At 60.1% G+C, this 23,350-nt stretch carries 18 protein-coding genes, 1 tRNA gene and 1 riboswitch; of the genes, 12 read left to right on the top strand and 7 right to left on the bottom strand.

Going from position 1 to position 23,350, the window contains the following annotated elements; genetic code table 11:
- Nucleotides 1-125: 125 nt before the first annotated feature.
- On the top strand, nucleotides 126-893 hold the full coding sequence (locus ACKVY0_RS13600) for a hypothetical protein (protein ID WP_409215367.1): 768 nt from the start codon (nucleotides 126-128) through the stop codon (nucleotides 891-893).
- A 15-nt stretch (nucleotides 894-908) separates the two neighbouring features.
- Here the strand turns inward: ACKVY0_RS13600 and ACKVY0_RS13595 are convergent.
- Nucleotides 909-982, bottom strand: a tRNA-Gly gene (locus ACKVY0_RS13595).
- A gap of 88 nt (nucleotides 983-1,070) precedes the next feature.
- The gene (locus tag ACKVY0_RS13590; RefSeq protein WP_409215366.1) at nucleotides 1,071-2,855 is read right to left on the bottom strand and encodes an SPFH domain-containing protein; all 1,785 of its coding nucleotides are present in this window, start codon (nucleotides 2,853-2,855) and stop codon (nucleotides 1,071-1,073) included.
- A 115-nt stretch (nucleotides 2,856-2,970) separates the two neighbouring features.
- A riboswitch (cyclic di-AMP (ydaO/yuaA leader) is annotated at nucleotides 2,971-3,147 on the bottom strand.
- Nucleotides 3,148-3,332: 185 nt separating this feature from the next.
- On the opposite strand from ACKVY0_RS13590, the gene ACKVY0_RS13585 reads away from it, so the two are divergent.
- Nucleotides 3,333-7,703, top strand: coding sequence for a protein kinase domain-containing protein (locus ACKVY0_RS13585; protein WP_409215365.1), 4,371 nt, complete (start codon nucleotides 3,333-3,335; stop codon nucleotides 7,701-7,703).
- Nucleotides 7,704-7,803: 100 nt separating this feature from the next.
- Nucleotides 7,804-8,376: a DUF1080 domain-containing protein gene (locus ACKVY0_RS13580; RefSeq protein ID WP_409215364.1), complete on the top strand. Its 573-nt coding sequence runs from the start codon at nucleotides 7,804-7,806 to the stop codon at nucleotides 8,374-8,376.
- A gap of 16 nt (nucleotides 8,377-8,392) precedes the next feature.
- Here the strand turns inward: ACKVY0_RS13580 and ACKVY0_RS13575 are convergent, their stop codons facing one another.
- Nucleotides 8,393-8,908: a choice-of-anchor R domain-containing protein gene (locus ACKVY0_RS13575; protein WP_409215472.1), complete on the bottom strand. Its 516-nt coding sequence runs from the start codon at nucleotides 8,906-8,908 to the stop codon at nucleotides 8,393-8,395.
- Nucleotides 8,909-9,536: 628 nt separating this feature from the next.
- Between ACKVY0_RS13575 and ACKVY0_RS13570 the strand changes: the two genes are divergently transcribed.
- The 6 genes from ACKVY0_RS13570 to ACKVY0_RS13545 all read left to right on the top strand — a co-directional run bounded on the left by ACKVY0_RS13570 (nucleotide 9,537) and on the right by ACKVY0_RS13545 (nucleotide 17,608).
- Nucleotides 9,537-10,670 carry a tetratricopeptide repeat protein gene (locus ACKVY0_RS13570; RefSeq protein ID WP_409215363.1) on the top strand — a complete coding sequence of 378 codons (1,134 nt, stop codon included), beginning with the start codon at nucleotides 9,537-9,539 and terminating at the stop codon, nucleotides 10,668-10,670.
- 117 nt (nucleotides 10,671-10,787) lie between these two features.
- Complete coding sequence (locus ACKVY0_RS13565; protein WP_409215362.1) at nucleotides 10,788-12,557, top strand: polyprenyl synthetase family protein; 1,770 nt, start codon at nucleotides 10,788-10,790, stop codon at nucleotides 12,555-12,557.
- Nucleotides 12,558-12,848: 291 nt separating this feature from the next.
- Entirely contained in the window at nucleotides 12,849-13,523 is a 675-nt protein-coding gene (locus tag ACKVY0_RS13560) for a hypothetical protein (RefSeq protein WP_409215361.1), read from the top strand.
- Nucleotides 13,524-13,560: 37 nt separating this feature from the next.
- Nucleotides 13,561-15,036, top strand: coding sequence for a sulfatase (locus ACKVY0_RS13555; protein ID WP_409215360.1), 1,476 nt, complete (start codon nucleotides 13,561-13,563; stop codon nucleotides 15,034-15,036).
- Between the two features lie 71 nt (nucleotides 15,037-15,107).
- Nucleotides 15,108-16,373: a sensor histidine kinase gene (locus ACKVY0_RS13550; RefSeq protein ID WP_409215359.1), complete on the top strand. Its 1,266-nt coding sequence runs from the start codon at nucleotides 15,108-15,110 to the stop codon at nucleotides 16,371-16,373.
- A complete protein-coding gene (locus ACKVY0_RS13545; protein WP_409215358.1) occupies nucleotides 16,370-17,608 on the top strand; it encodes a sigma-54-dependent transcriptional regulator in 1,239 nt (412 codons plus the stop codon). Before ACKVY0_RS13550 ends, ACKVY0_RS13545 begins: the two co-directional genes overlap by 4 nt.
- Here ACKVY0_RS13545 and ACKVY0_RS13540 read toward each other — a convergent pair whose 3' ends face one another.
- The 4 genes from ACKVY0_RS13540 to ACKVY0_RS13525 form a co-directional block, all read right to left on the bottom strand.
- On the bottom strand, nucleotides 17,609-18,280 hold the full coding sequence (locus ACKVY0_RS13540) for a hypothetical protein (protein WP_409215357.1): 672 nt from the start codon (nucleotides 18,278-18,280) through the stop codon (nucleotides 17,609-17,611).
- Nucleotides 18,246-18,458, bottom strand: a complete 213-nt coding sequence (locus ACKVY0_RS13535; RefSeq protein WP_409215356.1) for a hypothetical protein — start codon at nucleotides 18,456-18,458, stop codon at nucleotides 18,246-18,248. The genes ACKVY0_RS13540 and ACKVY0_RS13535 overlap by 35 nt, the downstream gene beginning before the upstream one ends.
- Before the next feature lie 42 nt (nucleotides 18,459-18,500).
- The gene (ggt, locus tag ACKVY0_RS13530) at nucleotides 18,501-20,162 is read right to left on the bottom strand and encodes a gamma-glutamyltransferase (RefSeq protein WP_409215355.1); all 1,662 of its coding nucleotides are present in this window, start codon (nucleotides 20,160-20,162) and stop codon (nucleotides 18,501-18,503) included.
- A 74-nt stretch (nucleotides 20,163-20,236) separates the two neighbouring features.
- Nucleotides 20,237-20,470, bottom strand: coding sequence for a PEP-CTERM sorting domain-containing protein (locus ACKVY0_RS13525; protein ID WP_409215354.1), 234 nt, complete (start codon nucleotides 20,468-20,470; stop codon nucleotides 20,237-20,239).
- A 205-nt stretch (nucleotides 20,471-20,675) separates the two neighbouring features.
- Between ACKVY0_RS13525 and ACKVY0_RS13520 the strand changes: the two genes are divergently transcribed.
- The 3 genes from ACKVY0_RS13520 to ACKVY0_RS13510 form a co-directional block, all read left to right on the top strand.
- On the top strand, nucleotides 20,676-21,998 hold the full coding sequence (locus ACKVY0_RS13520; protein ID WP_409215353.1) for a homoserine dehydrogenase: 1,323 nt from the start codon (nucleotides 20,676-20,678) through the stop codon (nucleotides 21,996-21,998).
- Between the two features lie 75 nt (nucleotides 21,999-22,073).
- Nucleotides 22,074-23,114 (top strand): UDP-3-O-(3-hydroxymyristoyl)glucosamine N-acyltransferase, encoded by a 1,041-nt coding sequence (gene lpxD, locus ACKVY0_RS13515; RefSeq protein WP_409215352.1) that lies wholly within the window; start codon nucleotides 22,074-22,076, stop codon nucleotides 23,112-23,114.
- Nucleotides 23,115-23,125: 11 nt separating this feature from the next.
- The coding region (locus ACKVY0_RS13510; protein WP_409215351.1) for a ribose-phosphate pyrophosphokinase-like domain-containing protein at nucleotides 23,126-23,350 on the top strand (225 nt) is incomplete at its 3' end.

Raw genomic sequence — 23,350 nt, 5'->3', positions numbered from 1 at the left:
TGGGAGACGTGGAGAGCGGCTGCGCCGCGAAACTCTGAGCCTCCCGGTCTCCTCTTCTCAAACTCTCCAAGTCTCCATCACTCCTCCACTCCGAGTCTCCTGGTCTCCTTGTCTTCTCAACAGCCATGCCCTTCGATCCCAACATTCCCGCCGACCATGCGGACCTTACCGGCGCGATGTTTCGCGGCCAGTTCAACGGTCTCAAAGACCTCATCGACACCATTCCCGTAGGACCGCCCGGCCAGAACGGCAGTGATGGCACCAGCGTCACCGGCGCGATCATTGATGGCACGAACACGCTCAATCCCGGTGATGCAGCGCAGGCTAGCGTGAGCTGGGACGGTGCCAATGTAAGATTCACGTTTGGGATACCCAGAGGTCAGGATGGCGTGAGCAGTCCGCCGATCACGAGTTTCATCGTGGATGGCGTGAGCACGCTGAATCCCGGTGAACCGGCCACGGCGAACGCGAGCTTTGATGGCTCCAGCGTTCGACTGCTATTTGCCATTCCACGCGGGAGTGACGGCACGAATGGCAGCAACGGCAACGATGGCGGCCAAGGCCCGCCGTTCACGAACTTCATCGTTGATGGCGTGAACATGCTGAACCCGACTGATCCCGCCTCCGTGCAGACGAACTTCGATGGCAGCGCCGTGCGGATTATTTTCAATATCCCGCGTGGCTTTACTGGCAACGACGGTGGCAGGGGGCCGCAAGGTTCGCCGGGCGAGGTGACGAATGGTCAGCTCAGCAGCGCGGTCAATGGGACGAGTAACAACAGCAATGCCGTGAACACCTTGGCCATGATCGTGAGCGATCCACCGACCGTGGGTGAGGTGCAGGCGATTGCCAGCAAACTGGATGAACTGATCCTGGCGCTGAGGCGGTCTTGAACCGCTGCCAAGAGGTGGAGCGGGTGATCAGAATCGAACTGACGTATGATGCTTGGGAAGCACCTGCTCTACCATTGAGCTACACCCGCGAAGGCGTGGCGAAGGGTGAACGGTGGGCCGGAAATGTCAAACGGGCTGCGGAAATGAATCCGCAGCCCGTGAGGTGGGTGGTGTGAATCAGTTCACGCTGGGAAGCGCAGGGCGTTGTTTGGTCATCATGGCCATGAGGGCGTCGAGGATGCCGTTTTGGCCGTTGGGGCCGCCGTTGACGAGGACGTCGGGGACAACGCGGAGGTTTTTGTCGGCGATGATTTGGAAGGCTTGGAGCATGCCATAGACATCGGAGCCTAGGGAGGTGACGCCGGCTTGGTAGGCGTCGGCTTTGGCCTGGCCGGTGGCGCGGATGGCTTCGGCGTCGCCGCTGGCGCGGAGGCGGGTGGAGGCGGCTTCACCTTCGCTTTTCTTGACGGCGGCGGTGGCGTGGAGTTCGGCGATGTTGACGCCCTGCTCAGCGCTGACGACTTGGTTTTGGATGTCGGCGAGGGAGGTCTGGCGGACGAGTTGCTGGCGCTGTTTTTCGGCGGCTTCCTGCATCTCGTAGGTCTTGCGGCACTCTTCAGCGAGCTTGCGGTCAGTTTGAGTTTTCATGAGTGACTCGGGCGGGGTGATGTCGCCGATGAGGGTGTCGATGCCTTCGACATCGTATTCACGCAGGGCGGCTTCGATGTGGCTGGCGGCCTCGCTTTGGCGCTGACTGCGGGCGCTGAGGAAGTCGAGCACGGTGTAGTCCTGCGCGGAATTGCGGAAGTAATTGCCGACGATGGGCTGCAGGACGTGGTCGATGAGGTTTTGCAGCGATCCGGCGCGTGAGATGACTTTGGGAGCCTCATTGGAGCCGATGTGGATGATCTGGGAGACATCGAGATTGAAGGCGAAGCCGTCGCGGGAGCGCACGGTGATGCTGCTGAGCTTGGCGTCGAAGGCGTGGGATTCGGTGCGCGTGGCCCAGTTGAGCACGATGTTGGTGGTGGGGACGAGTTCGACGCGCATGATGCGGGTGTTGACGGGATGTTTGCCGGGGAGCAAGGGCATGCCCCAGACGCCTTTGTGGCCGACATCGACGAGGTCGCCGTGCTTGAAGTCGGGGCCGCTGATGTCGAGGTGAGCTTTGCCGACGAAGGAGATGACGACGCCGACGTGGCCGATGGGGATTTCAAACATGGGCACGGCCTCAATTTGGGCGAACCAGGGATTGATGTTCCACTGCCCGCTGAGGAGGACTTGCTCCTGCAAGCCACGACTGCCGCCGGCATTGAGGAAGGCCTGCGGATTCTGGAAGTTGTCATGCCCATGGACGATCGGGCCTGCGATCTCGGTTTGATCAATGGGTTTGCCATCCTGAGTGGTGACGATGCCGACGAGGTCAGGATCGACGTGCTGGATGCGCAGCAGGCGTGGGTCGAGGCCGTTCTGGTGCGCGTTCTCGGAGGTAATGACGGTGAACAGCGCGGGATTGATGCGATAGGAGCCTGCGGTGATGACACCGAGCTGACGGCCTTTTTCACCGCCATGCGTGAGGAAGGCGCGCGCATCCTGGAAGTGATCACAATCGACCGTTTGGGCCAAGATGCGACCGGGAGGGATGGCGGCACCGGTTTTCGCGACGATGAGCGCGAGTTCGCCCTGCGGGACGCGGATCATGGGCACTTTCTCGATGTGATACTGCACGATCCAGAAGCCGAAGTGCAATCCGGGTGCGAGTGTGTCGGCTTGATATCCGGCTTCGCCGTTGAGGGCGATGATTTCGCCGGGCTGGAGGTTTTTGAAGGCAAAGCGCTTGATGACGATGCCGACTTTGCTCTCCGGGATGTAAACGCAGGAGATGAAGTAGAGGGCGATGATGCCGAGGACTGGAAGCGTGATGAACCAGTATTGGATGGAGTAAAGGAAGATGGTTTTCATGATGTCGTGGGGATGGTTCTCGGAAGCACCTGCATGAGGACGGTTTCCCGTCCGCACGAGGGTGCGGTGATGTGAGGGAAACCATGGTCCCGGAGCACTCGCGCCGGGCAGAGGATCGCCCTTCCAATGTCGCCTGCGAGGTTAGCTGTCGGACTGGTCCTTGGAAGTGGACTGGTCAGCGGTTACCCGCCTTCCTTCGCCCCGCCCTGCATCTTGCGATGCAGGGAGTTTTGGGTCCCCCGTGCCACCACTCTGGAAGGAGTGGCGACTTCGGCTGCGGCGTGATTCACGCACGGCCTCCGCCTTTTGTCAAAACCGTGGCCCAAGATAAACCGCAAGCACGGGCTTGACAGGAATGGCGGATTTGAGGCTCCTCAAAAAAATCATCGCCAGCGGGGTGGCGGTTGCGCTAGGTTTTCCGTCATCGTTGTCCTGCCTATGAGCATCTCTTCATCTTCTGGCGCCAAACCTTCTGGCATGTGGCAACCGCCTTCGCTGGATGAAATGCAGGCGATGCTGCCGCAGTATCAGTTTGTCTCGTTGCTCGGGCGTGGCGGGATGGGGGCGGTTTATAAAGCGGTGCAGATGTCGCTGGATCGGGCAGTGGCCGTGAAGGTGTTGCCGGGGGACTTGATCGACGATGTGGACGCCCAGTTTGCCGAACGCTTCAAGAATGAGGCGCGCACGATGGCGAAGATGAACCATCCGGCGATTGTGAACGTGTTCGACTTCGGCGAGACGCAGACCGGACTGCTCTACATCGTCATGGAGTTCATTGATGGCACGGATGTGGCCAAAATGATCGCCACACAGGGCAAACTGCCGGTGGATTATGCCTTGGCGATCACCGCACATGTCTGCGATGCGCTGGCCTACGCGCACAAGAGCGGCATCATCCACCGCGACATCAAACCGGCGAACATTCTGATCAACATGGATGGCGCGGTGAAGGTGGCGGACTTCGGCTTGGCGAAGTCGAATGACACGGCGCAGGGCGGCCTGACGAAGACGAACATGGCGATGGGTACGCCGGATTTTGTGGCCCCGGAGGCGTTGATGCCCGGTGTGCCGCTGGATGGGCGCGCGGACTTGTATGCCATCGGCGTGATGCTGTACCAGATGCTCACGGGCGAAATTCCGCGTGGCATGTGGACGATGCCGGGTGCGAAGCTCGGCACCGATCCGCGCTTTGACGCGATCATCGGCAAGGCGATGCAGACCGACCGTGAGGCGCGGTATCAGACTGCGGCGGAGATTCGGCGTGACCTGGATGTGATCATGACCGTGCCGCTGGTGAAAGCGGGTGACACGCACAGCAGCGCGGCCATTCCGAAGCAGTCGCTGCCTGCCCGCAATGCTTCGCGTAGCGATGCAGGCGGGCACATCCGCAAAGAGGCCGCTGAACTGCGCTCTGGCGATCGTAGCCACAAAAAATCCAGCACCGGCTTCTACCTTGGCATGGCGGCGACGGTGATCGTGCTTGGTGCGATGGTGTTTTTGTTTTCAGGCGGGAAAAAATCGGCTCCAGAGCCGGAGTCCGCAGGAAAAACGGCGGTGGTGTCGGAAAAACCTACGCCCAAGCCGAAGACACCGAAGACAGCTTCGCCCGCTCCGGCCCCGCGCGTGCCACTCACCGCGCCAGTGCCCACTTTGACCGCGAAGGCGGTGGATGTGCTGCCCGTTCTCGTACTGGGGCAGGATGTCGTGTACGGCGATTGGAAAATGCAGCCTGACGGCCTGGCGTATGGCGGGCGCAAAGGCAAAGTCAATTCACGGGTCGAGCTGCCGTTCAACTGTAGCGGGAGCTACCTCATCGAAGCCGAGATCTCCACGGTACCGACGCCTGGTGATGTGGTGTTTCATCTGCCATATGCCAAAGAAAATGGTGCCGGGCAGGACGACATCTCCTTCATGGTGGATCACGCCAAGGCGACGCGCGCAGGCTTTGCCTACTTCGGTGGCGAAAGCCTCGGCGGCAAAAAGAATCCCGCCTGGGCCGATATGGCTTCGCCCTTGGGTCAGAAAAACCGGCTGACGGTGAAGGTTGAATTGAAGAAGCCGGGCCGGATTGCTCTCAGCGCCTGGCTGGATGGCCGACCGCTCGTCGGGTGGGAGGGCGAGCGCAGCCTGAGCACGGGGTCTGCGATTGTGTGGCGGCCCAACAACCCGTCGCACTTCGCTATCGGCACCACTTTGGACGGCACCGTCTTCCACCGCATCCGTGTGGAGGCGCTCGATGGCGAAATCAAATGGCAACGTGATCCAGCCACTGTCACCAAAGTTGCGCCTGCTCCGATGCTGGTCACGCCACCCCCGCCCGCCGCACCCGATACCGTGGACACCGCGCCGTGGGCCAATGCCATCGCGCTGCTGCCGCTGGTGGATGTGGAGAAGGACACGGTGAAGGGGAAATGGCAGCAAGAGGGTGGCGAACTGGTCTCCAACGGCAAGAGTCAGCCAGCGCTCGCTGAACTGCCTGTGATCCCCCCCGAGGAGTATGACCTGAGGGTTCGCTTCACCAAAAAAACTGGTAACGAACAAATCTCGCTGGTGCTCGCACGGGTGGATCGTTCCTTCGTCTGGCATGGCGGGGATTACGCGAATACCATTTTTGGTTTCGGGAACCACCAGGGAGAGCCGGGCATCAAGACTGCGAACAAGACTTTGAAGATCGTCCCCGCATGCTTTGACACGGACCGCGCTTATGCCGTGCAGATTGCTGTGAGGAAGTCGGGGGTGACGGCTTACCTCGATGGCGTGAAGATTTCCGAACTGCCCGCCGATTTGGCAGAGATGCAGGTGCCCGTGGGCCTCCAACTGAAAACAGCAGGTACCCTTGGCATCGGAACCGTCAAGACATCCTATACCGTCCATGCCGTGGAGCTGCGTGAGGTCACAGGCAAGATGAAGTATCTGCGGGAACAGCCTGTCGCCGATCTTGTGGCCCAGCGACTGGCGCAGATTGAGCAGCAGTTCCTCGCCGCTTACGATAAGCAGGCTGGAGCCGCGCATAAGACGGCGGTGGCCGATTTGAACACGAAATTCAGCGCCGCGTTGGATCGCAGCATCGCCACCGTGTCGCAGGCCGGGAAGCTGGATGAGGCATTGGCGCTGCGGAATGAAAAAACGCTCATCCAGACCAGCGGCACCGTGCCAGCGGAAGATGCGGCGGAGACTCCGGCAACTTTGAAGACGCTGCGCAAGACCTACCGCACCACGATGGCCACGCTGCTCGCCACGCGCGACAAAAACGCCGCGCCGCTGCATGCCGCGTATGATCGCGCGCTGGCCGCGTATCAGGAGGAACTCACCAAGGCGCAGAAGCTCGATGACGCCCTGCGCGTGAAGGCCGTGCGGGATCATGTGAGCACGCAACGCGAAAAAACCGCAGCACCGCAACCATCCATACCCTCAACCGGCGTCACTGCCACGTCCGCAGCGAGCGCCAAGACTTCGGCGCCCATCGCACCCACCGCGCCGCCATTGCCAGCCGACAAAGTTTTGCCACCACCGCCCAAAGCCACGCCGGAGGAGGTAAGGGCGCTGTGCGAGTGGGTGCTTGGCAAGGGTGGCAGCGTGGAGGTGCTGGATGGCGGACAGAGGCGTACGGTGAAGAGCCTTGATGAACTGCCCAAGAGCAAACTCACCCTGCTGCACTTCTTCATTTACGAGCTGCCGATGGATGATGAGGGGAAGAAGTGGCTCGCGGTGCTTGGCCGGGTGCCGGAGCTGGAGAGCATGTACTTCAACAAAAATCCCGGCACCATGCCGATGGAGGTGTTGCGCGGCCTGACGAAGGTCAAATCACTGCGCCTCACGCCCACCGCCGTGGATGACGCGGCCTTCGCACATCTCACCGGCTTGAAAAGCCTGGAGAAGCTGGCGATCACCTACATGTGCAAGCAGTTCACCGGCACCGGTTTGGGCTACATCAACGAAAACCTGCTGGAGTTTTCCACGGACAGCCAGACGATCTCCGCCGAGGGCTTGGCCTACCTGCCGCGCTTCAAGAAGCTGCGGCGGCTCGATCTGACCAATTCCGCCGTCACGGATGTGATGCTGCAAGGGCTCGCTGCCTTGCCGGACCTGGAGGAATTGGAAGTGACCGGTACCAAGCTCGACGGCTCCTTCCTCGCTCACTTGCCCACGAAATCGAAACTGAAACGGCTGGTGCTTAGTGGCGTGCCGACCCTCAAGCCGGAGCATCTTATCCAGATCGGCAAGCTCAAGCAGTTGGAGATTATCATCATGCCGCCGGTACCGATCGGTGACTCCGCTCTGGCCGCGCTCGCCGGTCTGGGGGCGCTGCGGGAACTGAATTTCGAGGTTAACACCACCTTCAACGGCGAAGGATTCAAGGGTCTGAAAGGCTTCAGCAGTCTCACCAATCTCTTCCTTAGTTCCAGCCCCGTTACGGACGCAGGTCTTGAAGCCATCGCGAGCGCCATGCCGGGACTGACGCGGTTGGACCTCAGCAAGGACAGCCGAAGCAAAGGAACCTTCACGCCAGAAGGCTTTGGCGATTTTCTCAGACGCATGAAGAACCTGACCTCTCTTCAACTCGGTGGCGACAGCTTCACGGATGCATGGATGCCCGCCATCGCTCAGGCCAAGGGAGTCACCTACATGATGCTGACCTATGCCAAGGTCACTGACCAAGGAGTCGCCCATCTGATGAAGCTGCCATTGGGCTACCTCCGCCTCGACGGCACCTTGGTCACCGACGCGGTGGTTCCCATCCTGAAAACTTGCCCAACCGTGACCAACGTGCCCGTCGGTGGTACCAAGATGACTGACGCTGGGAAGGCGGAACTCCAGCGCGTCTTGGAGGCACACCGAGGGAAGTGAGTCGCCGTCGGAAGATGATGCGAGGTTGCCCGCCGAGTTGAAACGCCCGCGCGGCATACTGCGGGCACAATTGGGTCCGCGGCCGACACCGCCTGTCGCGATGGTAACGAGCACGGACAAATCACAGCCGCTGTTCAACGGCAGCACGCTGGATGGCTGGCGCATTGGGGGCGATGGTGCTGCGTTCGTGGTTGAAGACGGTGCCATCAAGGCCACGGGCATGAAGGGCAATCTCATTTACGTGGGCAGCAGCGGGAATGCCTCATGGACCGATTTTGATCTAACCCTGAAGGTGAAGACCGGGAACAAGGCCAATTCGGGGGTTTTCATTCACTGCTCATCCGCCGATGTGAAGGGCGGGCAGATCGGACTGGAAGCGCAGCTCGCAAACGATGGGAACTCTGACCGGCAGAAAACAGGCAGCCTCTGGAGCGTGGCCCCGGTCGAACAAATCCATGTGCGCGATGGCGTGTGGTTCGACTACCGCATCGTCGTGAAAGGCAGGCAGGTCACTATCTATGTCAACGGCGGCAAAGTGAATGAGTGGACCCAGCCCGCCGACTGGCAGCCGCCTACAAACGTGGCCTTGGCCCGACTGGGCGCGGGCACCCTTGCCATTCAGAGCAATCAGGGAGTCGTGTGGATCAAGGATGTCAGGATCACGGTGCCGTGAAAAGACACCTGATGCGCTAAGCGCGTCTGCGGCGCAGGATGAGGCCGAACAGCCCCAGCGCGGCGAGCAGGGCGCGGGAAGGCTCGGGAATGGCGGTGCCGTTGATCTCAAACGAGGGTTTCAGGTTCGTGGTGGCGTAAGTCACCCCATTGTCACTGGAGTGCCGGTAGAGAGGATTGAAAGACGCCCCGCTGCCAGTGGGAGAGATTGTCGGACTATTGCCAAACCAATCGAAAGCCGCTGCGGCACCATCCACGAGGAGCCAGTATTTGGTTGAGGCCGCCAGTGTGAGGGGGCCATCGGGAGTGAAGGTGAAGTTGTTCACATTGTTGTTGGTGGATGGTGGCGCGCTCAGGAAGCTGCCCACCTGAGTGCCTATGTTGCCGCTGCCATTGTCCAAAAAGAAGCCAACTTGAGCCACATCGGTAATCGTGCTGTAGAAGCCCAGCCGCAAGATCACATTGTCCACAGTGTAGTCCTGGCTGCCCATGGTGAAGACCACAGCGCGTAGCTGCCCCCCCCCCAGGACCACCCGCAGAAACGATGGTGGAATTGTCGTCACTTGTTTGCGGCAGGTTGCCGAAGATGACCGCCGCCTGAGAGGACGGAGGCATCAGCAGACCCGCCAGGAAGCAGAGGACAAAGGCGAAGGAAATAAACGAGCGTGGTTTTTTCATGAAGATCGGTGTTTGGATGTGGATGAATCAGAGAATGCGGGGAGTCGGAGGAGGAGTGTGGTGCTGCCTACCGGCGTTGGATCGCTATAGGAGGCAGAGAACCCCACCGGCACGTTCGTTGCATGCAGCAACGCTGGCTGTGAGAGCAGAATCAATCCCACCACAGCCATGAGACGAGTGTTTGTCGTCTTCATAATGGGCGGATTATCTGAAATTCGGCCTGATGGTTCAAGAATTATTTGGCTGTGAGATGGAGTATCCCGCTGCGGGATACGCGGACGTGGCACAGGCCGCACCTTGAAATGACTCGAAAGCGGCCACGCCATGTTCCTCTTGCCGTGAAAATCCCCGGACTCTGCGCCTGACACACCGTCATGAAATCCATCTCGCCGCATGACCATGCATGCCGTCATGAGCACGCCATTTTGCATCCCCCTCATTTTGCTGGTTGAGAGGCATCCGGTGAGACGTAGTTTCCCCCATATGAAGAACGCCCGCACTCCGCTTTTGGTCCTTGGCATCCTCGCTTTGGTCCTGGTGTCATTTTCCACCATCCACGCCCAGCAGACCCAGCGTGTGGATGAAAAGGAGCTGCAAACATGGGCCGACCGGGGTGATGCGGACGCGCAGTTCGAACTCGGCCTGCGCAAGATCACCGGTGAAGGCGTGAAGAAGAATCTCGAAGAAGGCGTGCAGTCTGTCGAGAAAGCGGCCAAGCAGAAGCATCTGCGCGCGCAGCATGTTCTGGGCACGCTGTATGAAGACGGCGTCGGCGTGAAGAAGGATTTGGCCAAGGCGGCGGAATGGTATCGCACTTCAGCAGATCTTGGCTTTGCGCTTTCGCAGCACAGCCTGGCCTTGATGTATGAAGATGGCAAAGGCGTGAAGCAGGACTTGGCCAAGGCGGCGGAGTGGTTCAAGAAAGCGGCGGAGCAGGGGAATCCGCCCTCACAAACCGCCTACGCCTCCAAGCTCGAACGTGGCGATGGTGTGCCCAAGAGCACGGCCAAATCCGCCCTGTACTATCTCAAGGCCGCCCAGCAGGATTTTGTGCCTGCCATGACGCGTATCGCCAATCTCTACTACACCGGCCAGGGCGTGCCGGTGGACTATCGACGTGCCGGCGCATGGTATCACCGTGCCGCACGCTCAGAAGATCCCTGGGCCTCGAACAATCTGGCCTGGTTCCTCGCCACCTGCCCGGAGGAAAACCTGCACAATGGCGAGCAGGCCGTCCTGCTCTCACGTCGCGCACTCAAACTCGTTGCCGAGGTCATTCAGAGCGATGAACAACCCTATGAAATGATCGACACCATGGCCGCCGCCCTCGCCCGTAACGGCGAATTCAAAGAGGCCGAGCTATGGCAGAAGCGCTGCATCACCCTGCTCAAAGAAGACAAGGATCTACCCGAGGCAGACCGCAAAAAACTCCAGGACGAATTCTCCACCCGTCTCAATCTCTACCAAAAGACCACCCCCTTCGCCGAACCTGAGCCGAAGGCTGAGGAAGGCACCGAACCGCTGCCACAGGACACGATTCTTCAAGACGAAGGCCTTCCCGACGCCAAGCCGAAGAAAAAAACGACTCCTAAAAGCAGCCGTGGCACCGTGGTTTGAGGATTGGCGCGCAAGATTCGCGCACTCCACCGCAATATCTGCAAGACCACGCGCTTCCCCTGCGGTTAATGCCAGTCATTCGTCATTCTCAAATTCTGCCTTCGTCATTTTTCCCGCATGTCCACCGTCGCCGTCCGTTCTGTCGCCCTGCCGCCGCCCATTCCCGGGCTGAACCGCCGCATCCGCCAGCCAAAGAAAAACATCCCGCAGACCAAGCCTGAGCGTGATCAAATCCTCGGCTGGGTACGTGCTTATACCGAGCAGACTCGCCTCGTGCCGCCGGTGCCGCTGGCCGAACTTCAGGAACACACAGAGAAAATCCTGACCATCCATGCCATCGACAAAATCCACCGTGACTACGTCGGCGTTCTCCTTGCCAACGAAACCTGGCGCGAATCGCTTGCCTCCGTGCCGTTTGAAAAGCGTCTGCTGCTGATGCCGAAATGCCTCCGCGTTGAAAGCAAATGCCCCGCGCCCTTCGATGAATTCGGCCTGCTCTGCAAACAGTGCGGCCTGTGCTCGATCCAGGACTTCCAAAACGAGGCCGAAAAGCTCGGCTACGCCGTACTCGTTGCCGAAGGCAGCGCCATCGTCATGTCGCTCATTCAAACTGGCAAGATCGAGGCCATCGTCGGTATTTCCTGCCTCCCGGTGTTGGAGCGCACCTTCCCCTACATCGAAGCCGCCGCCATTCCTGCCGTCGCGGTGCCGTTGCTGCAAGACGACTGCATCGACACCCTCGTCGATATCGACTGGGTCTGGGACTACATCCATCTCACCAGCGACGATAAAACCCGCCGCCTGAACCTCAATGCCCTTCACGATGAAGTGAAGACTTGGTTCACCCGCGAATCGCTCGATGCGCTCATGGGTCCATCGCGCGGCCACAGCGATGACATCTCGCGCGACTGGCTCGCCCGTGCTGGCAAGCGCTGGCGTCCTTTCCTCACCGTCGCCGCTTATCAGGCCCTGCGCGAAGACGCTGAAGGTCCGATCTCCGACACGGTCAAAAAAGCCGCCATCGCCGTCGAAATCTTCCACAAAGCCTCTCTCGTTCACGACGACATCGAAGACGGCGACGCCGAACGCTACGGCGAAACCACGCTGCACACCGAGCACGGCATCCCCGTCGCCTTGAACATCGGCGACCTGCTCATCGGCGAAGGCTACCGCCTCCTCGCGGACAACGACGCTGCCGCACACATCCGCAGCGCCGCCATTCTCGTCGCCGCCGAAGGCCAGCGCGAGCTGTGCATCGGCCAAGGGGCAGAACTGCTCTGGACGCGTCATCCCGTGGCCCTCAGCAGCACCCAGGTGCTCGAAATCTTCCGCAGCAAGACCGCGCCCGCGTTTGAAGTCGCTCTCAAGGTCGGCGCTGCCCTCGCCGGTCAGCTCGACGAATGCGCCGACGTGCTCCACGCCTACAGCGAGAACCTTGGCATCGCCTATCAGATTCGCGATGACCTCGACGATCTCGGCGAAGACTCCGCTGCTGACAACGAATGGAACATGCGCCCGAGCATTGTCCTCTCCCTCCTGCGTGAAAAAGGCAAAGGCGAAGTCAAAGATCAGATGGAAGCCCTCTGGAACGGTGTCGCAGCTACCAAACCCGACAACGCCACCATTCGCCAGTGGGCGCTCGACAGCGGTGCGCATGAAAAAGCGATGACGCTCCTCGAAAGCTACAAGGAGGCAGCCATCCGCTCCCTTCAAGAAGTCGAACTCCCAAATTTGAAAGGCCTCCTGCGACGCGTCATCGGTAAAATTTTCAACGAACTCGAAATCAAAGGCTGGTGCCGCGAATTCGAGCAGAAAAACCTCAATCCCGAACTCCGCGCCGAAGCCGCCAAGGCTGCCGAGCACCTTGTGCCGAACGTTGCGGCTTGAAATTCGCTTTCTTGACGGCCCTGACTCTTGACGATTCCAGAAACGTCACCAGCATCATGCGTGAATGACAGCCGCTCAGAACAAACTTTCTTCGACTTCCGCACCGGACGCGAAACTGCCCTCCAAGGCGCAGTCTTCGGTCTTGGCGAGCGATCAGCTTGCTCTGCCCTTAACCGACGACGAGCGCAAGGCATCCAGGAGGCAACTCGCGACTCTCCATCGCGGCAATCGTATGCGCCTGATGCTTGGGCAGCCCTTGTTGAAGCAAGATCCCGCCAGTGGGGCGTCCCGTTGATCGATCTCGCCGCGCTGGGCATCTCCCATGACGCGGATGACATGCTGCAGTCCGCAACGCTGCGTCCGCTCAAAACGGGTGCCGAGGCATGTCCCTTTGCGGATGATCAATGGCGGCTCGTGTACAAGTTGTTTCCGCTCTTTCGCAGCGGCGGTCTTGGCAAGACTTTTGAAATCGAGCCATCTGAGGAAGGCGAAGGCTACGAGATGTCCACCCAGGATGCCACGTTGCTCCAGACACTGGAAAAACTCATGGTTCTTCATGATGCAGGAGCCTGCCCGACCGAAATCGTCGGCCTGGACTACATGTTCGATTATCTCGTCGTCAAACAGCCGCTCGCATCGGCATACCATGATTTCGAGGCAGATCGTCAGACTGCGGTGAGCACCATTCAAGCGGTGCCGTGCAAGGCTCGTTTCAAACGTCAAACCTGGATTCTGTGGGAACACGAAACCGCCTGGATCATGAGTGATCTGCATTACGGCAACATCATGCGCGATGCCCAGGGACAGCCCACCATCATCGACGCTCTCCTTGCACCGTTGCCGCCCGAACTCATCAAAGGCAGCCGCCTGCTCACCGAGCATGTTGAGGACGCTCGTGCGTTGCGGCTGGGACTGCCGTTGGCAGGTCGAAAAGTCTTCGATGCTGTGAGCGACGACGATTTGTGAAAATCTTTGCGCTCGTGACCGCGTTGATGGCGGTCTCATGAAGTTCGAACTCTTATTCATCTCGCTCCTGCTCAGCACCATCGCCCACGCTGTCGATTCGAGGCCAAACATCCTGTTCATCGCCATCGACGACCAAAACGACTGGATCGGCTGCATGGGCGGGCATCCTCAGGTGAAGACGCCGTCGATTGATGCGCTTGCAAAACGCGGCACGCTCTTCGCCAACGCGCACTGCCAGGCGCCGCTGTGCAATCCATCGCGCAGTTCGTTGCTGACCGGCCTGCGTCCATCGACCACGGGCATCTGCGGCCTGTCGCCGGGCATTCGGGAGGTTGAGCAAACGAAGAACCACATCACGTTGCCGCAAACATTCACCAGCGCGGGTTATTTCACCTTTAACAGCGGCAAAATCTACCACGACGGCTCGATGCGCGGTGGCGATCAGAAGGCCGAGTTCAACGAATTCGGCAATCGCGGCCCGATGCCGAAACCGAAGAAGCCCATCGCCCATCTTCCCGGTGCGGATCGTCATCCCGCGATGGATTGGGGCGTGTTTCCTGAAAAGGACGAAGACAACGCCGACTGGAAAATCGCCGACTCGGCCATCGACGCGCTGAAGCGTGCCCCCGCCGACAAACCGTTCTTCATCGCCGCTGGATTCCGACTGCCGCATGTGCCGTGTTATGCTTCGCAGAAGTGGTTCGATCTCTATCCCGATGCCGACCTCAAAATGCCTCCTGTCAAAGAAGACGACCGTGCCGATCTGCCGAAGTTCGCCGATTTCCTCCATTGGAAGCTCCCCGAGCCACGCTTGAGCACGCTGCGCGCGAACAATGAGTGGCGGCCGCTTGTCCGTGCTTATCTGGCCTGCGTGAGTTTCATGGACAGCCAAGTGGGCCGCTTGATCGCGCAACTTGAAGCCACTGGCCGTGGGGAGAACACGATCATAGTCCTCTGGGGCGACCACGGCTGGCATCTCGGCGAAAAACTCATGACGGGAAAAAACACGCTCTGGGACCGCAGCACCAAAGTGCCACTCATCTTCGCCGGACCCGGCGTGAAGGCTGGTCAAGTCTGCCACCGCCCTGCGGAACTGCTCGACATCTTTCCCACGCTGCTCGCACTCACGAAAATGCCCGCCCGCAGCGATCTCGAAGGCCACAGCCTCGTGCCGCAGCTTCAAGATGCCAGCGCACCACGCGAATGGCCCGCCATCACCACGCACAACCAAGGCAACCACGGCATCCGCACCGAAGACTGGCGCTACATCCACTACGCCGATGGCAGCGAGGAGCTCTACGACATGAAACACGATCCCAACGAGTGGACCAACCTCGCCGGTGATCCGAAACACGCGGCGAAGAAGACCGAACTCGCGAAATGGCTGCCCAAGATCGACAAACCGCCGGTTCCCGGCAGCAAGAGCCGCGTGCTGACTTATGATCCGGTCACGAAGGAAGCCGTGTGGGAAGACAAACCGATTGATAAGACCGCTCGGCTGCCTGAGCCATAAAGTAGTGCTGAGCTTTAGCTCGCTCTGGTAACATCACGGGCTAAAGCCCATGACTACTTTAAAATTGCCTTGTGCCATCGTCCTCCAACAAGCTCCGCCTCACCTTCGGCCTCGGCTTCCTCGCGTTTGTCGTCGCGGGATCGTTGTTGCTGCTCGCTTGGTTGCGGCAGCGTGAGCGGGAAGAATCAAACCGTCTATTTCATGCGCTGGCACAAGCCGATGCCGAATTTGTGCGCCGGATGAATCTGCCGCGCAGTGAAAAGCTGGCGGGTGATTTGAAACAGTTGCTCGGCATGCAGATCGAATTCCGCGAAGCTGGCCAGGGAGTGGCGAAGGGTGACGATACGCTCGTCGTGCGTCTCGATGACAAGAACGACATGATCTTCATGCGCAAGCCAGTCGCATCGCAGCTTTCGCTGCGTGATCCGGCCACGCGGAATGCTTTCATCGCCTTCTGGCTGGTCTCCGGCCTCGTGGGCTGGTTGCTGGCTCGTGAGCGACTGAAGCGCGCCCAATCCGAGCGACTCGCGATGCTGGGCCGTGTGGCGACGAGTTTGGCGCATGACATCAAAAACCCGCTCGCCTCGATCCAACTGCATGCGCAGTTGATGACGCCAAGCGATGGCGAGGATGCGAAGGCGCTGAAGATGATCGAGAGCGAGTCGGAAGTGATCGCCGGGTTGGTGAATCAGTGGCTGCATCTCGCCAATCCGCTGCCGCCAAGGCTGGTGAAGCTCGATGTGGTCGAATGCATCGCCGCCGTAGCGCGGAATCTCGAAGCGCAGGCACGGCATGCTGCCGTGGACATTGAAAACAGTCTCACCCGCCCGGTTTGGGTCATGGGTGATGCGCAGCGGCTCTCACAAGCGTTCCGCAATCTCATCGTGAACGCGATCCAGGCGATGCCACGAGGTGGGAAGCTGCGAATCACAGCGGATGGCCAGCCCCTCACCCGACCTCTCCCCGAAGTGAATCAAGAGGTAAGCGAGAGTCAGAGGCGGGGAGAGGAGAATCGTTTTGCGGACGCTCCAACGCGAATCCCCTCTCCCCGCCCCAATTCAGCGACAGCAGACAACGTGATCTTCGGGGAGAGGTTGGGTGAGGGGAATCCCAAGAACTTCGTCACGCTTCGTTTTACCGACTCTGGCCCCGGATTCTCCGAATCCGCCCTCGCACGCGGCACGGAGTTGTTCTTCACGGAGAAGGAAGGTGGCATGGGCGTAGGCCTCAATATCGTCGCCAGCATCGTTGAAGCGCATGGTGGGCGGCTTGAATTGCAGAATGACCCCAAGGGCGGCGCGGTTATCATGGTATCGCTTCCCGCAGCCGCCGCATGAACGCCAGCATCCTCATCATCGAAGACGAATACGCCCTGGCCGCCGCGCTCTCGACCGTGGTGCGGCGTCTTGATGCCACGCCGGTCGTGGCGGCGAGCGGACAGGGCGGCATCGACAAACTGGGCGCGCAGAACTTTGCTCTCGTTATTCTTGATGTCGGATTGCCGGACATGAGCGGGCTGAAGGTGCTCGAAAAGATCCAGGTATTGTCCCAACCACCGCCAGTCGTCATCATCACCGCGCATGGCACGCTCGACACCGCGTTGGAGGCGCGCAGGCTCGGCGCACGCGAGTACTTTCTCAAACCGCTCAATCTGGCCGACTTGCAGCGCACCATCCGCGAGGTCTTCACGCCCGCGAAGACCGAGGTGCCCGTGCAGACGACCATGATCGGCAACTGTGAGCCGATGCAGCGCGCGTTTGCCATCATCGCGCAGGCGAGCGGCAATAACGCGCCGGTTTTGCTCCTGGGACCGCCCGGCAGCGGCAAGAGCCTCGCCGCCGAGGTGATTCATCGTCACAGCGCACGTGCGAATGAGCCGCTGGTCGTGTTTCGTGCTGATGAATGGCCTGCGGATCGTGTAGAAGCCGCTTTGGATGATGCCATCGTGAAAGCTGGCAATGGCGTGCTCTTTCTGGATGAGATCAGCACTTGGTCAAAACCGCTGCAGGCCGCGCTGATGCATCGCGTGGGCGATTTGAAGGCGCGACTCTTTAGCGCATCGAGTCATGAACTGTCAGCCGTGCGTGAGGATCTGTTTTACGCGCTGGCCGTACTGCAAGTGACGCTGTCGCCGCTGACGGAGCGCACCGGTGACATTCCGGCGCTGGCGGCGTCCTTCCTCGGTGAGCGTGTGCTTTCAGCGGAGGCGTTGGCTGTTTTGAAAGCGCACGCGTGGCCCGGCAACGTGCGTGAACTGAAAGCGGCGATGACCCACGCTGCCGCTGTGTGCAGCGGCAGCACCATTTTGCCACATCATCTGCCTGCGAGCCTCGTGAAGACCGAGGATGGAAATCACTTGGAAGACACGATGAAGCGCAGCCTCGCCGCATGGCTCGATCAAAAGACCACGGGCACCGATGAGATGATGCCCGCGTATGATGATCTGCTCGAAACGGTGGAGACGTCGATGCTGGAGACGCTCTTGAAGCGCTTCGAAGGCAAGCCCACGCGTCTGGCAGCGGCGATGAAGATGAACCGGGCGACGCTGAGGCGGAAGTTGCGAGAGGAATGATCAGTCTGGAAGCGGCCAGACGATGAGGTCGATGGGATAGAGTTCGCCGTCGGCCTCGCTTTTGAGGAAGTTGGTGTCGTTGGCATCGAAGGCACCGATGCCATCGCGTTGCCAGGCGAAGTCTCGGAGGGTGACGGAGACGTCACGGCGCTCGCGCAGTGGTTCCCAGCCGTGGCGAGTCATCCATGCGGTGATTTCTTTGTCAGTGGGCGTGGTGCCGACAATGAAACGCTGCGCGAGGAGCATGCCGACGCCGTCGCCAATCAGGTCTTCGAGCTCGCAGCCGAAGCCAAGAAGTTCCCAGCTCAAACGCTCGCGCTCGAGCGCCTGCTCGATGGTGCCAGGACCGTATTCGATCATGCCACGATCATTGCGCACGAGGATGCAGCCAAAACCTGCCGTGCCGAAGCCGTTTTCCTCACGGCCACGCAGTTTGATGATCTGGGTCGAATCATGACGGTCATCAAACAGCACTGCTTCGCCGCGGCTGCCAATCACTGAAAAGCGAGAGCCTGCCGGGCCAAGCGTTTCCCAATCGACGGTGCCATTGATCCTACGGCTGAGGATTTGAGCCACATCCAACCAGCCACCACGCTTTTTCGTCAGGCGCTCGATCTCGCGATCGATGGCAGGACCATCAACCAACTGTGCAAACTCGAGTTGGCTGAGCATGGCTGCCGTTGATTTGGGCTTTCATCTGCACGGACATGGCACCGCCTTCATCATCGCGGAGATGACGGCGCACCTGCTGATATTTTTCTTCATAACTCAACTCCCGCCGGTTTTTTGGCGGCAGGCGCAGCTTGGCTCCGGGAGGAGGAAGCTGGATTTGAGTGGGGTCGAAGGACATGGGCTGAGAGTAACTTCAGTGGCGGAAAACGCAACCGGGCGATCATTCGCCGTCAGCCTTGCCGGGCACGCGGGGATCATGCGCCGGGAAGAACAGTTTCTTCTCCTGATCGAAGAAGATGGCCTGACAGGCGCCGAAGGAAGTGGTTTCAGCGAGTTTGTGGCCGAGGGCTGTGACGCGGCTGAGCGTGCCCTCCCCGAAGGCTTTTTCGATTTTGAGCTCGGTGGGGTTCCATTGGTGGTGGAAGCGGGGTTCGGCGAGCGCGGCTTCGGGCAGCATGCCGTCATCGATGATGTTGGTGATCAACAGGAGGGCCTGCGTGATGATGGTGGGGCCGCCGGCGGCTCCGGTGACGATGACGGGCTTGCCGTCTTTGAGGACAATCGTCGGGCTCATGCTTGAAAGCGGGCGTTTGCCAGGGGCGACGGCGTTGGCTTCAGCGCCGACGAGTTTGAAGGCGTTGGGAATGCCGGGCTGCACGGCGAAGTCGTCCATTTCATCATTGAGCAGGACGCCGGTGCCGGGAATGACGACTTTGCTGCCGAAGGCGGTGTTGATGGTTTGATTGAGCGCGACCCAGTTGCCCTCGGCGTCGGCGGTGCAGAGGAAGGTGGTGTGTTTGCCAAAAACATCGCCTTCCCAATGCGGTGGCGTGTTGTGGGCGGGGACTTCGGTGGCGTGATCGAGGTCGATTTTCTTGGCGAGTTCGGCGGCGTATTCAGGTGAGACGAGGCCACGGGGCACTTTGGCGAAATCGGGATCGCCAAGCCAGTGCGCACGGTCGGCAAAGGCGAGCTTCATGGCCTCGGTGATGACGTGGATGCGGCTGCTGGCGCGGAAATGGCGGATGGGGAAGTGTTCGAGAATGTTGAGTATCTGTGCGACGTGAACGCCGCCGGAACTGGGCGGTGGCATGGTGATGAGGTCGTAGCCGCGATACTTGGAGCGGATCGCCTCGCGCTCGGGTGCTGTGTAGTTGGCGTAGTCGGCCGCAGTCGTGATGCCGCCGTTCGTTTTCATCCATTCTTCGGTTTTGGCGGCAAATTCGCCTTCGTAGAACCAGGCGATGCCTTTTTCGGCCACGGCGCGATAAGTGGCCGCGAGGTCGGTTTGAACGAGCATCTGGTCTTTTTCGAGCGGTTTGCCGTCTTTGAGGAAAATGGCGGCCGAGGACGGGAATTGGGCGAGTTTGGCGGCGGTGGCGGCGAGTTTGCGGGCATAGACCTCGTCGAGAGGGAAGCCTTTTTCGGCGATGGCGGCGGCGGGGAGCAGCACGTCGGCGAGTTTGAGCTTGCCGTGCTTCGTTTGCGCAGCGGCGCAGGCTTTGAGGTAACCGGGGACGCCGCTGGCCAGCGCACCGGTCTTGCTGGCTTCGTCATCGAGCTTGCCGTTGATGACATACATGTCGCGAGAAGCCTTGGCGGGGGCCATTTCGCGGCCGTCGATGCAGGTGACGGTGCCATCGGCGGCATGGATGACGAAGAAACAGCCACCGCCGATGCCGGAGTTGTGCCCATCGACGACGCCGAGCGTCAAACCGGCCGCAATGGCCGCGTCGATGGCGTTGCCGCCTTTTTCAAAGGCATCCATGCCCGCCTGCGTGGCAAGTGGATGCACCGTGGCGATGGCGTGTTTCGGAAATGAAGCGTCAGCAGCGTGGAGCAGACTGGTGGCGAGTACGAGCAGTGCGGAGAACGCTTTCATGCCGCGAGGCTAGCGATGGGCCGCAATGCCGTCGATGAAAAAAGACTCGCCAAAATCAGTGATCCACAATGGGATTACTCGGATTGCTTCCAACTCAGCCAAGCCTTTCGGTAGGTAAAGGCCATCGCCATGATGCCAGCGAACAGCAGCAGGGCACGGCTGGGTTCTGGCACCGTATGCACCATGCTTGAGGCGTTGTCAGGCAGGGTAAAGGAGAGCGTCGCAGCCACGCCGGGTTCAGCAGCGCCGACCGCGATAACGGCGGTGATGCTGCAAATGAGCCAGTAGGTGATGGAGCGCAAAGTCACGGAATTGAATGTATCTTTAACCGATGAGGCCGGGGCAGGACAAGACTTTTTTGGCAACGAGATTGACGCAAGTTGTTCATTATCAGAGCCTCGCTCGGATGGGCTTAGGAGATTGGCCGGGGTGCTCAACGGGTGCCTTCCTGCTTGCGAGTTCGCCGTGCCTCCGCCATGACTACGGCCCCTCAACCCCGGCAAATCATCCATCATGTCCATCGTCAGTTCTGCGCGTTTCATCAACATAGGCTTGGCCGGTTTAGGCAACGTCGGTGCAGGAGTGTTCAAGAATCTCCAGGCCAATCGTTCGCTCATCAGCCAGCGCACTGGGGCTGACCTGCGCATCACGCGGGTGGCGGTACGTGATCTGTCCCGTCCTCGCGATGTGGTGGTGCCTGCGGAGCTGCTGACGACGGACTGGAAAGAGCTGGTCAACGATCCGACCATTCCGGTGATCGTCGAACTGATCGGTGGCACGACCACGGCCTACGAAATGGTTGCCGCAGCACTGCGGGCCAAAAAGATCGTCGTCACGGGCAATAAGGCGCTGCTGGCGGAACGTGGGAAGGAATTGTTCGCACTGGCGGAGGAATGCGGCGTGCCGATTTACTTCGAGGCGGCGGTGGCGGGCGGTATTCCGATCATCCAGGTGCTGCAAGAGGGGCTGGTGGGCAATCACATCCGCTCCATTCACGGGATCATCAATGGCACCTGCAATTACATCCTCACCCGCATGTCGCAGGCCGGATTGAGCTATGCGGACGCTTTGCGCGAAGCGCAGGAAAAAGGCTACGCCGAGGCCGACCCCGCGCTCGATGTCAGCGGCTGGGATGCGGCGCACAAGGCCATCATCCTGGCCTCCCTGAGCTACGGCTTTTGGATTCCGCAGGACAAGGTGCATGTCGAGGGGGTGGACCGCGTGAGCATCACCGACTTCAAATTCGCCGCCCGCCTCGGCTACACGATCAAGCTGCTCTCCGTGATCCGTGCGGATGAAAACGGCCTCGTTGAGGTGCGCACGCAGCCCACGCTGGTGCCGCTGTCGCATGTGCTGGCAAGTGTGAGCGGTGCGTTCAATGCGGTGCTGGTGAATGGCGACATCGTGGGCGAGACGCTGTTCTACGGCCGTGGTGCCGGCCAGGACCCGACGAGCAGCAGTGTGATCAGCGATCTGTGCGAAGCGGCGGCGGTGCTGATGCACGGCGCTCGTCACAGCGGCTTCGTGCCGCACGGTCTCTACGGCAAATCGAAGCCGATCGACGACACGGTGTCGCGTTATTATCTGCGGCTTACGGTTGATGACGTTCCCGGTGTGCTGGCGCAGGTCGCCGCAGTGCTCGGCCAGCGTGGCATCGGCATTTCGTCCATGATCCAGCCGGAAGATCTCGAAGACACCAGCGGCGAGACCTCGCTCGTGCTCATGATCCATGATGCGCGTTTGGGCGACATGAAATCGGCGCTTACGGCCATCCGTGAGCTTGGCTGTGTGCGTGGCGAACCGGGCTGGATGCGCGTGGAGACACTGCAAGGCTGACCACCGGTGTGACAAAAATCATGCGGATTAAATTTGGCATGGAATGAGGCATCGAATGATGAGAACATGCCGTTCATGAAAATCGTTCTCGCCGATCTCGCCACCCTTGTTGGGGGAACTCTTTTGTGTGGAGATCCTGCGGAGCAGATCACGGGTTTCGCCTCGCTCAAAGAGGCCGTCGCCGGCGACTTGAGCTTCTTCCATGACGCCCGCTACAACGAGCGGCTGGTGAACACGAAGGCCAGTGCGATCCTTGTGCCCTTGGGCTGGACGGAGTTTCCGCAGAATGCTTCCTGCATTGCTGTTTCGGACCCTTCCCGCTCATTCGAGCAGATCGTGGAAAAGTATGGCTTTCAGCCCGAGCCGTTCGCGGCTGGAGTCCATGTTTCCGCTGTCATTGCTCCCACGGCCAAACTCGATCCGGCACGTGTCTCCATTGGTCCACATGCAGTGATTGAAGCCGGGGTGGAACTCGGTGACGAAGTTGAAATCGGCGCTGGCTGTTTCGTCGGGCGCAACGTGAAGATTGGCAAAGGCTCGAAGCTTTACCCGAATGCCACCGTGCATGCCGAATGCATCCTGGGTGAACGAGTTTTTGTACACTCTGGAACGGTCATCGGCGCTGACGGTTTCGGCTATGAATTCGGTGAAGGCCGTCATCGCAAGGTGCGCCAGGCGGGCATCGTGCAGATCGACAACGATGTCGAAGTCGGCGCTGGCACGACCGTGGATCGCGCACGTTTTGGCCGCACCTGGATCGGCGAAGGCACCAAGATCGACAACCTCGTGCAGATTGCCCACAATGTCGTGCTCGGCCGGCATTGCATCTTATGCGCCCAGGTCGGCATCTCCGGCAGCACCACGCTTGAGGACTACGTCATCATGGGCGGCCAGTCCGGGGCAGGCGGCCACATCACCATCGCCAAGGGCACGAAGGCCGGCGGCCGCGCCGGACTCACCGCCGACACCGAGCCGGGCGCCTATGTCAACGGCAACCCCGCCATGCCCTACATGCTGGAGCGCCGGCTGCAGGTTCTCTATCGCCGGCTGCCCGATCTCTTCAAACGGCTGGATGACGTGGAGAAAAGACTAGCCCAGTCCGACAATTCCCTTTAGCTCGCGGCTGCATGAGGGACACGCGGTTCAAAATATTTTCCGGCTCTTCCAATAAGGCGCTCGCCGAGGAGATCTGCAAATCCATCGGCGTTCCGCTGGGTGACGCCACCGTCAACTGTTTCCCGGACGGCGAGTCGTTCGTGAAGATCAATGAGAACATCCGCGGCGCGGACGTTTTCCTCATCCAGTCGACCTGCCCGCCGACCAACCACCACCTGATGGAGCTGCTGATCATG

This window comes from Prosthecobacter sp. (assembly GCF_046154365.1).
In the GTDB taxonomy this organism is placed as follows: Bacteria; Verrucomicrobiota; Verrucomicrobiia; order Verrucomicrobiales; family Verrucomicrobiaceae; genus Prosthecobacter.
Note: the sequence above shows the minus strand (reverse complement) of the source record. Positions and strands in the feature narration are given on the sequence as shown.

Bases quoted from the DNA above. Each gene is read 5' to 3' on its own strand.
- ACKVY0_RS13600 (WP_409215367.1), top strand. From the start codon at position 126: ATGCCCTTCGATCCCAACATTCCCGCCGACCATGCGGACCTTACCGGC.
- ACKVY0_RS13590 (WP_409215366.1), bottom strand. From the start codon at position 2,855: ATGAAAACCATCTTCCTTTACTCCATCCAATACTGGTTCATCACGCTT.
- ACKVY0_RS13585 (WP_409215365.1), top strand. From the start codon at position 3,333: ATGTGGCAACCGCCTTCGCTGGATGAAATGCAGGCGATGCTGCCGCAG.
- ACKVY0_RS13580 (WP_409215364.1), top strand. From the start codon at position 7,804: ATGGTAACGAGCACGGACAAATCACAGCCGCTGTTCAACGGCAGCACG.
- ACKVY0_RS13570 (WP_409215363.1), top strand. From the start codon at position 9,537: ATGAAGAACGCCCGCACTCCGCTTTTGGTCCTTGGCATCCTCGCTTTG.
- ACKVY0_RS13565 (WP_409215362.1), top strand. From the start codon at position 10,788: ATGTCCACCGTCGCCGTCCGTTCTGTCGCCCTGCCGCCGCCCATTCCC.
- ACKVY0_RS13555 (WP_409215360.1), top strand. From the start codon at position 13,561: ATGAAGTTCGAACTCTTATTCATCTCGCTCCTGCTCAGCACCATCGCC.
- ACKVY0_RS13545 (WP_409215358.1), top strand. From the start codon at position 16,370: ATGAACGCCAGCATCCTCATCATCGAAGACGAATACGCCCTGGCCGCC.
- ACKVY0_RS13540 (WP_409215357.1), bottom strand. From the start codon at position 18,280: ATGCTCAGCCAACTCGAGTTTGCACAGTTGGTTGATGGTCCTGCCATC.
- ACKVY0_RS13535 (WP_409215356.1), bottom strand. From the start codon at position 18,458: ATGTCCTTCGACCCCACTCAAATCCAGCTTCCTCCTCCCGGAGCCAAG.
- ggt (WP_409215355.1), bottom strand. From the start codon at position 20,162: ATGAAAGCGTTCTCCGCACTGCTCGTACTCGCCACCAGTCTGCTCCAC.
- ACKVY0_RS13520 (WP_409215353.1), top strand. From the start codon at position 20,676: ATGTCCATCGTCAGTTCTGCGCGTTTCATCAACATAGGCTTGGCCGGT.
- lpxD (WP_409215352.1), top strand. From the start codon at position 22,074: ATGAAAATCGTTCTCGCCGATCTCGCCACCCTTGTTGGGGGAACTCTT.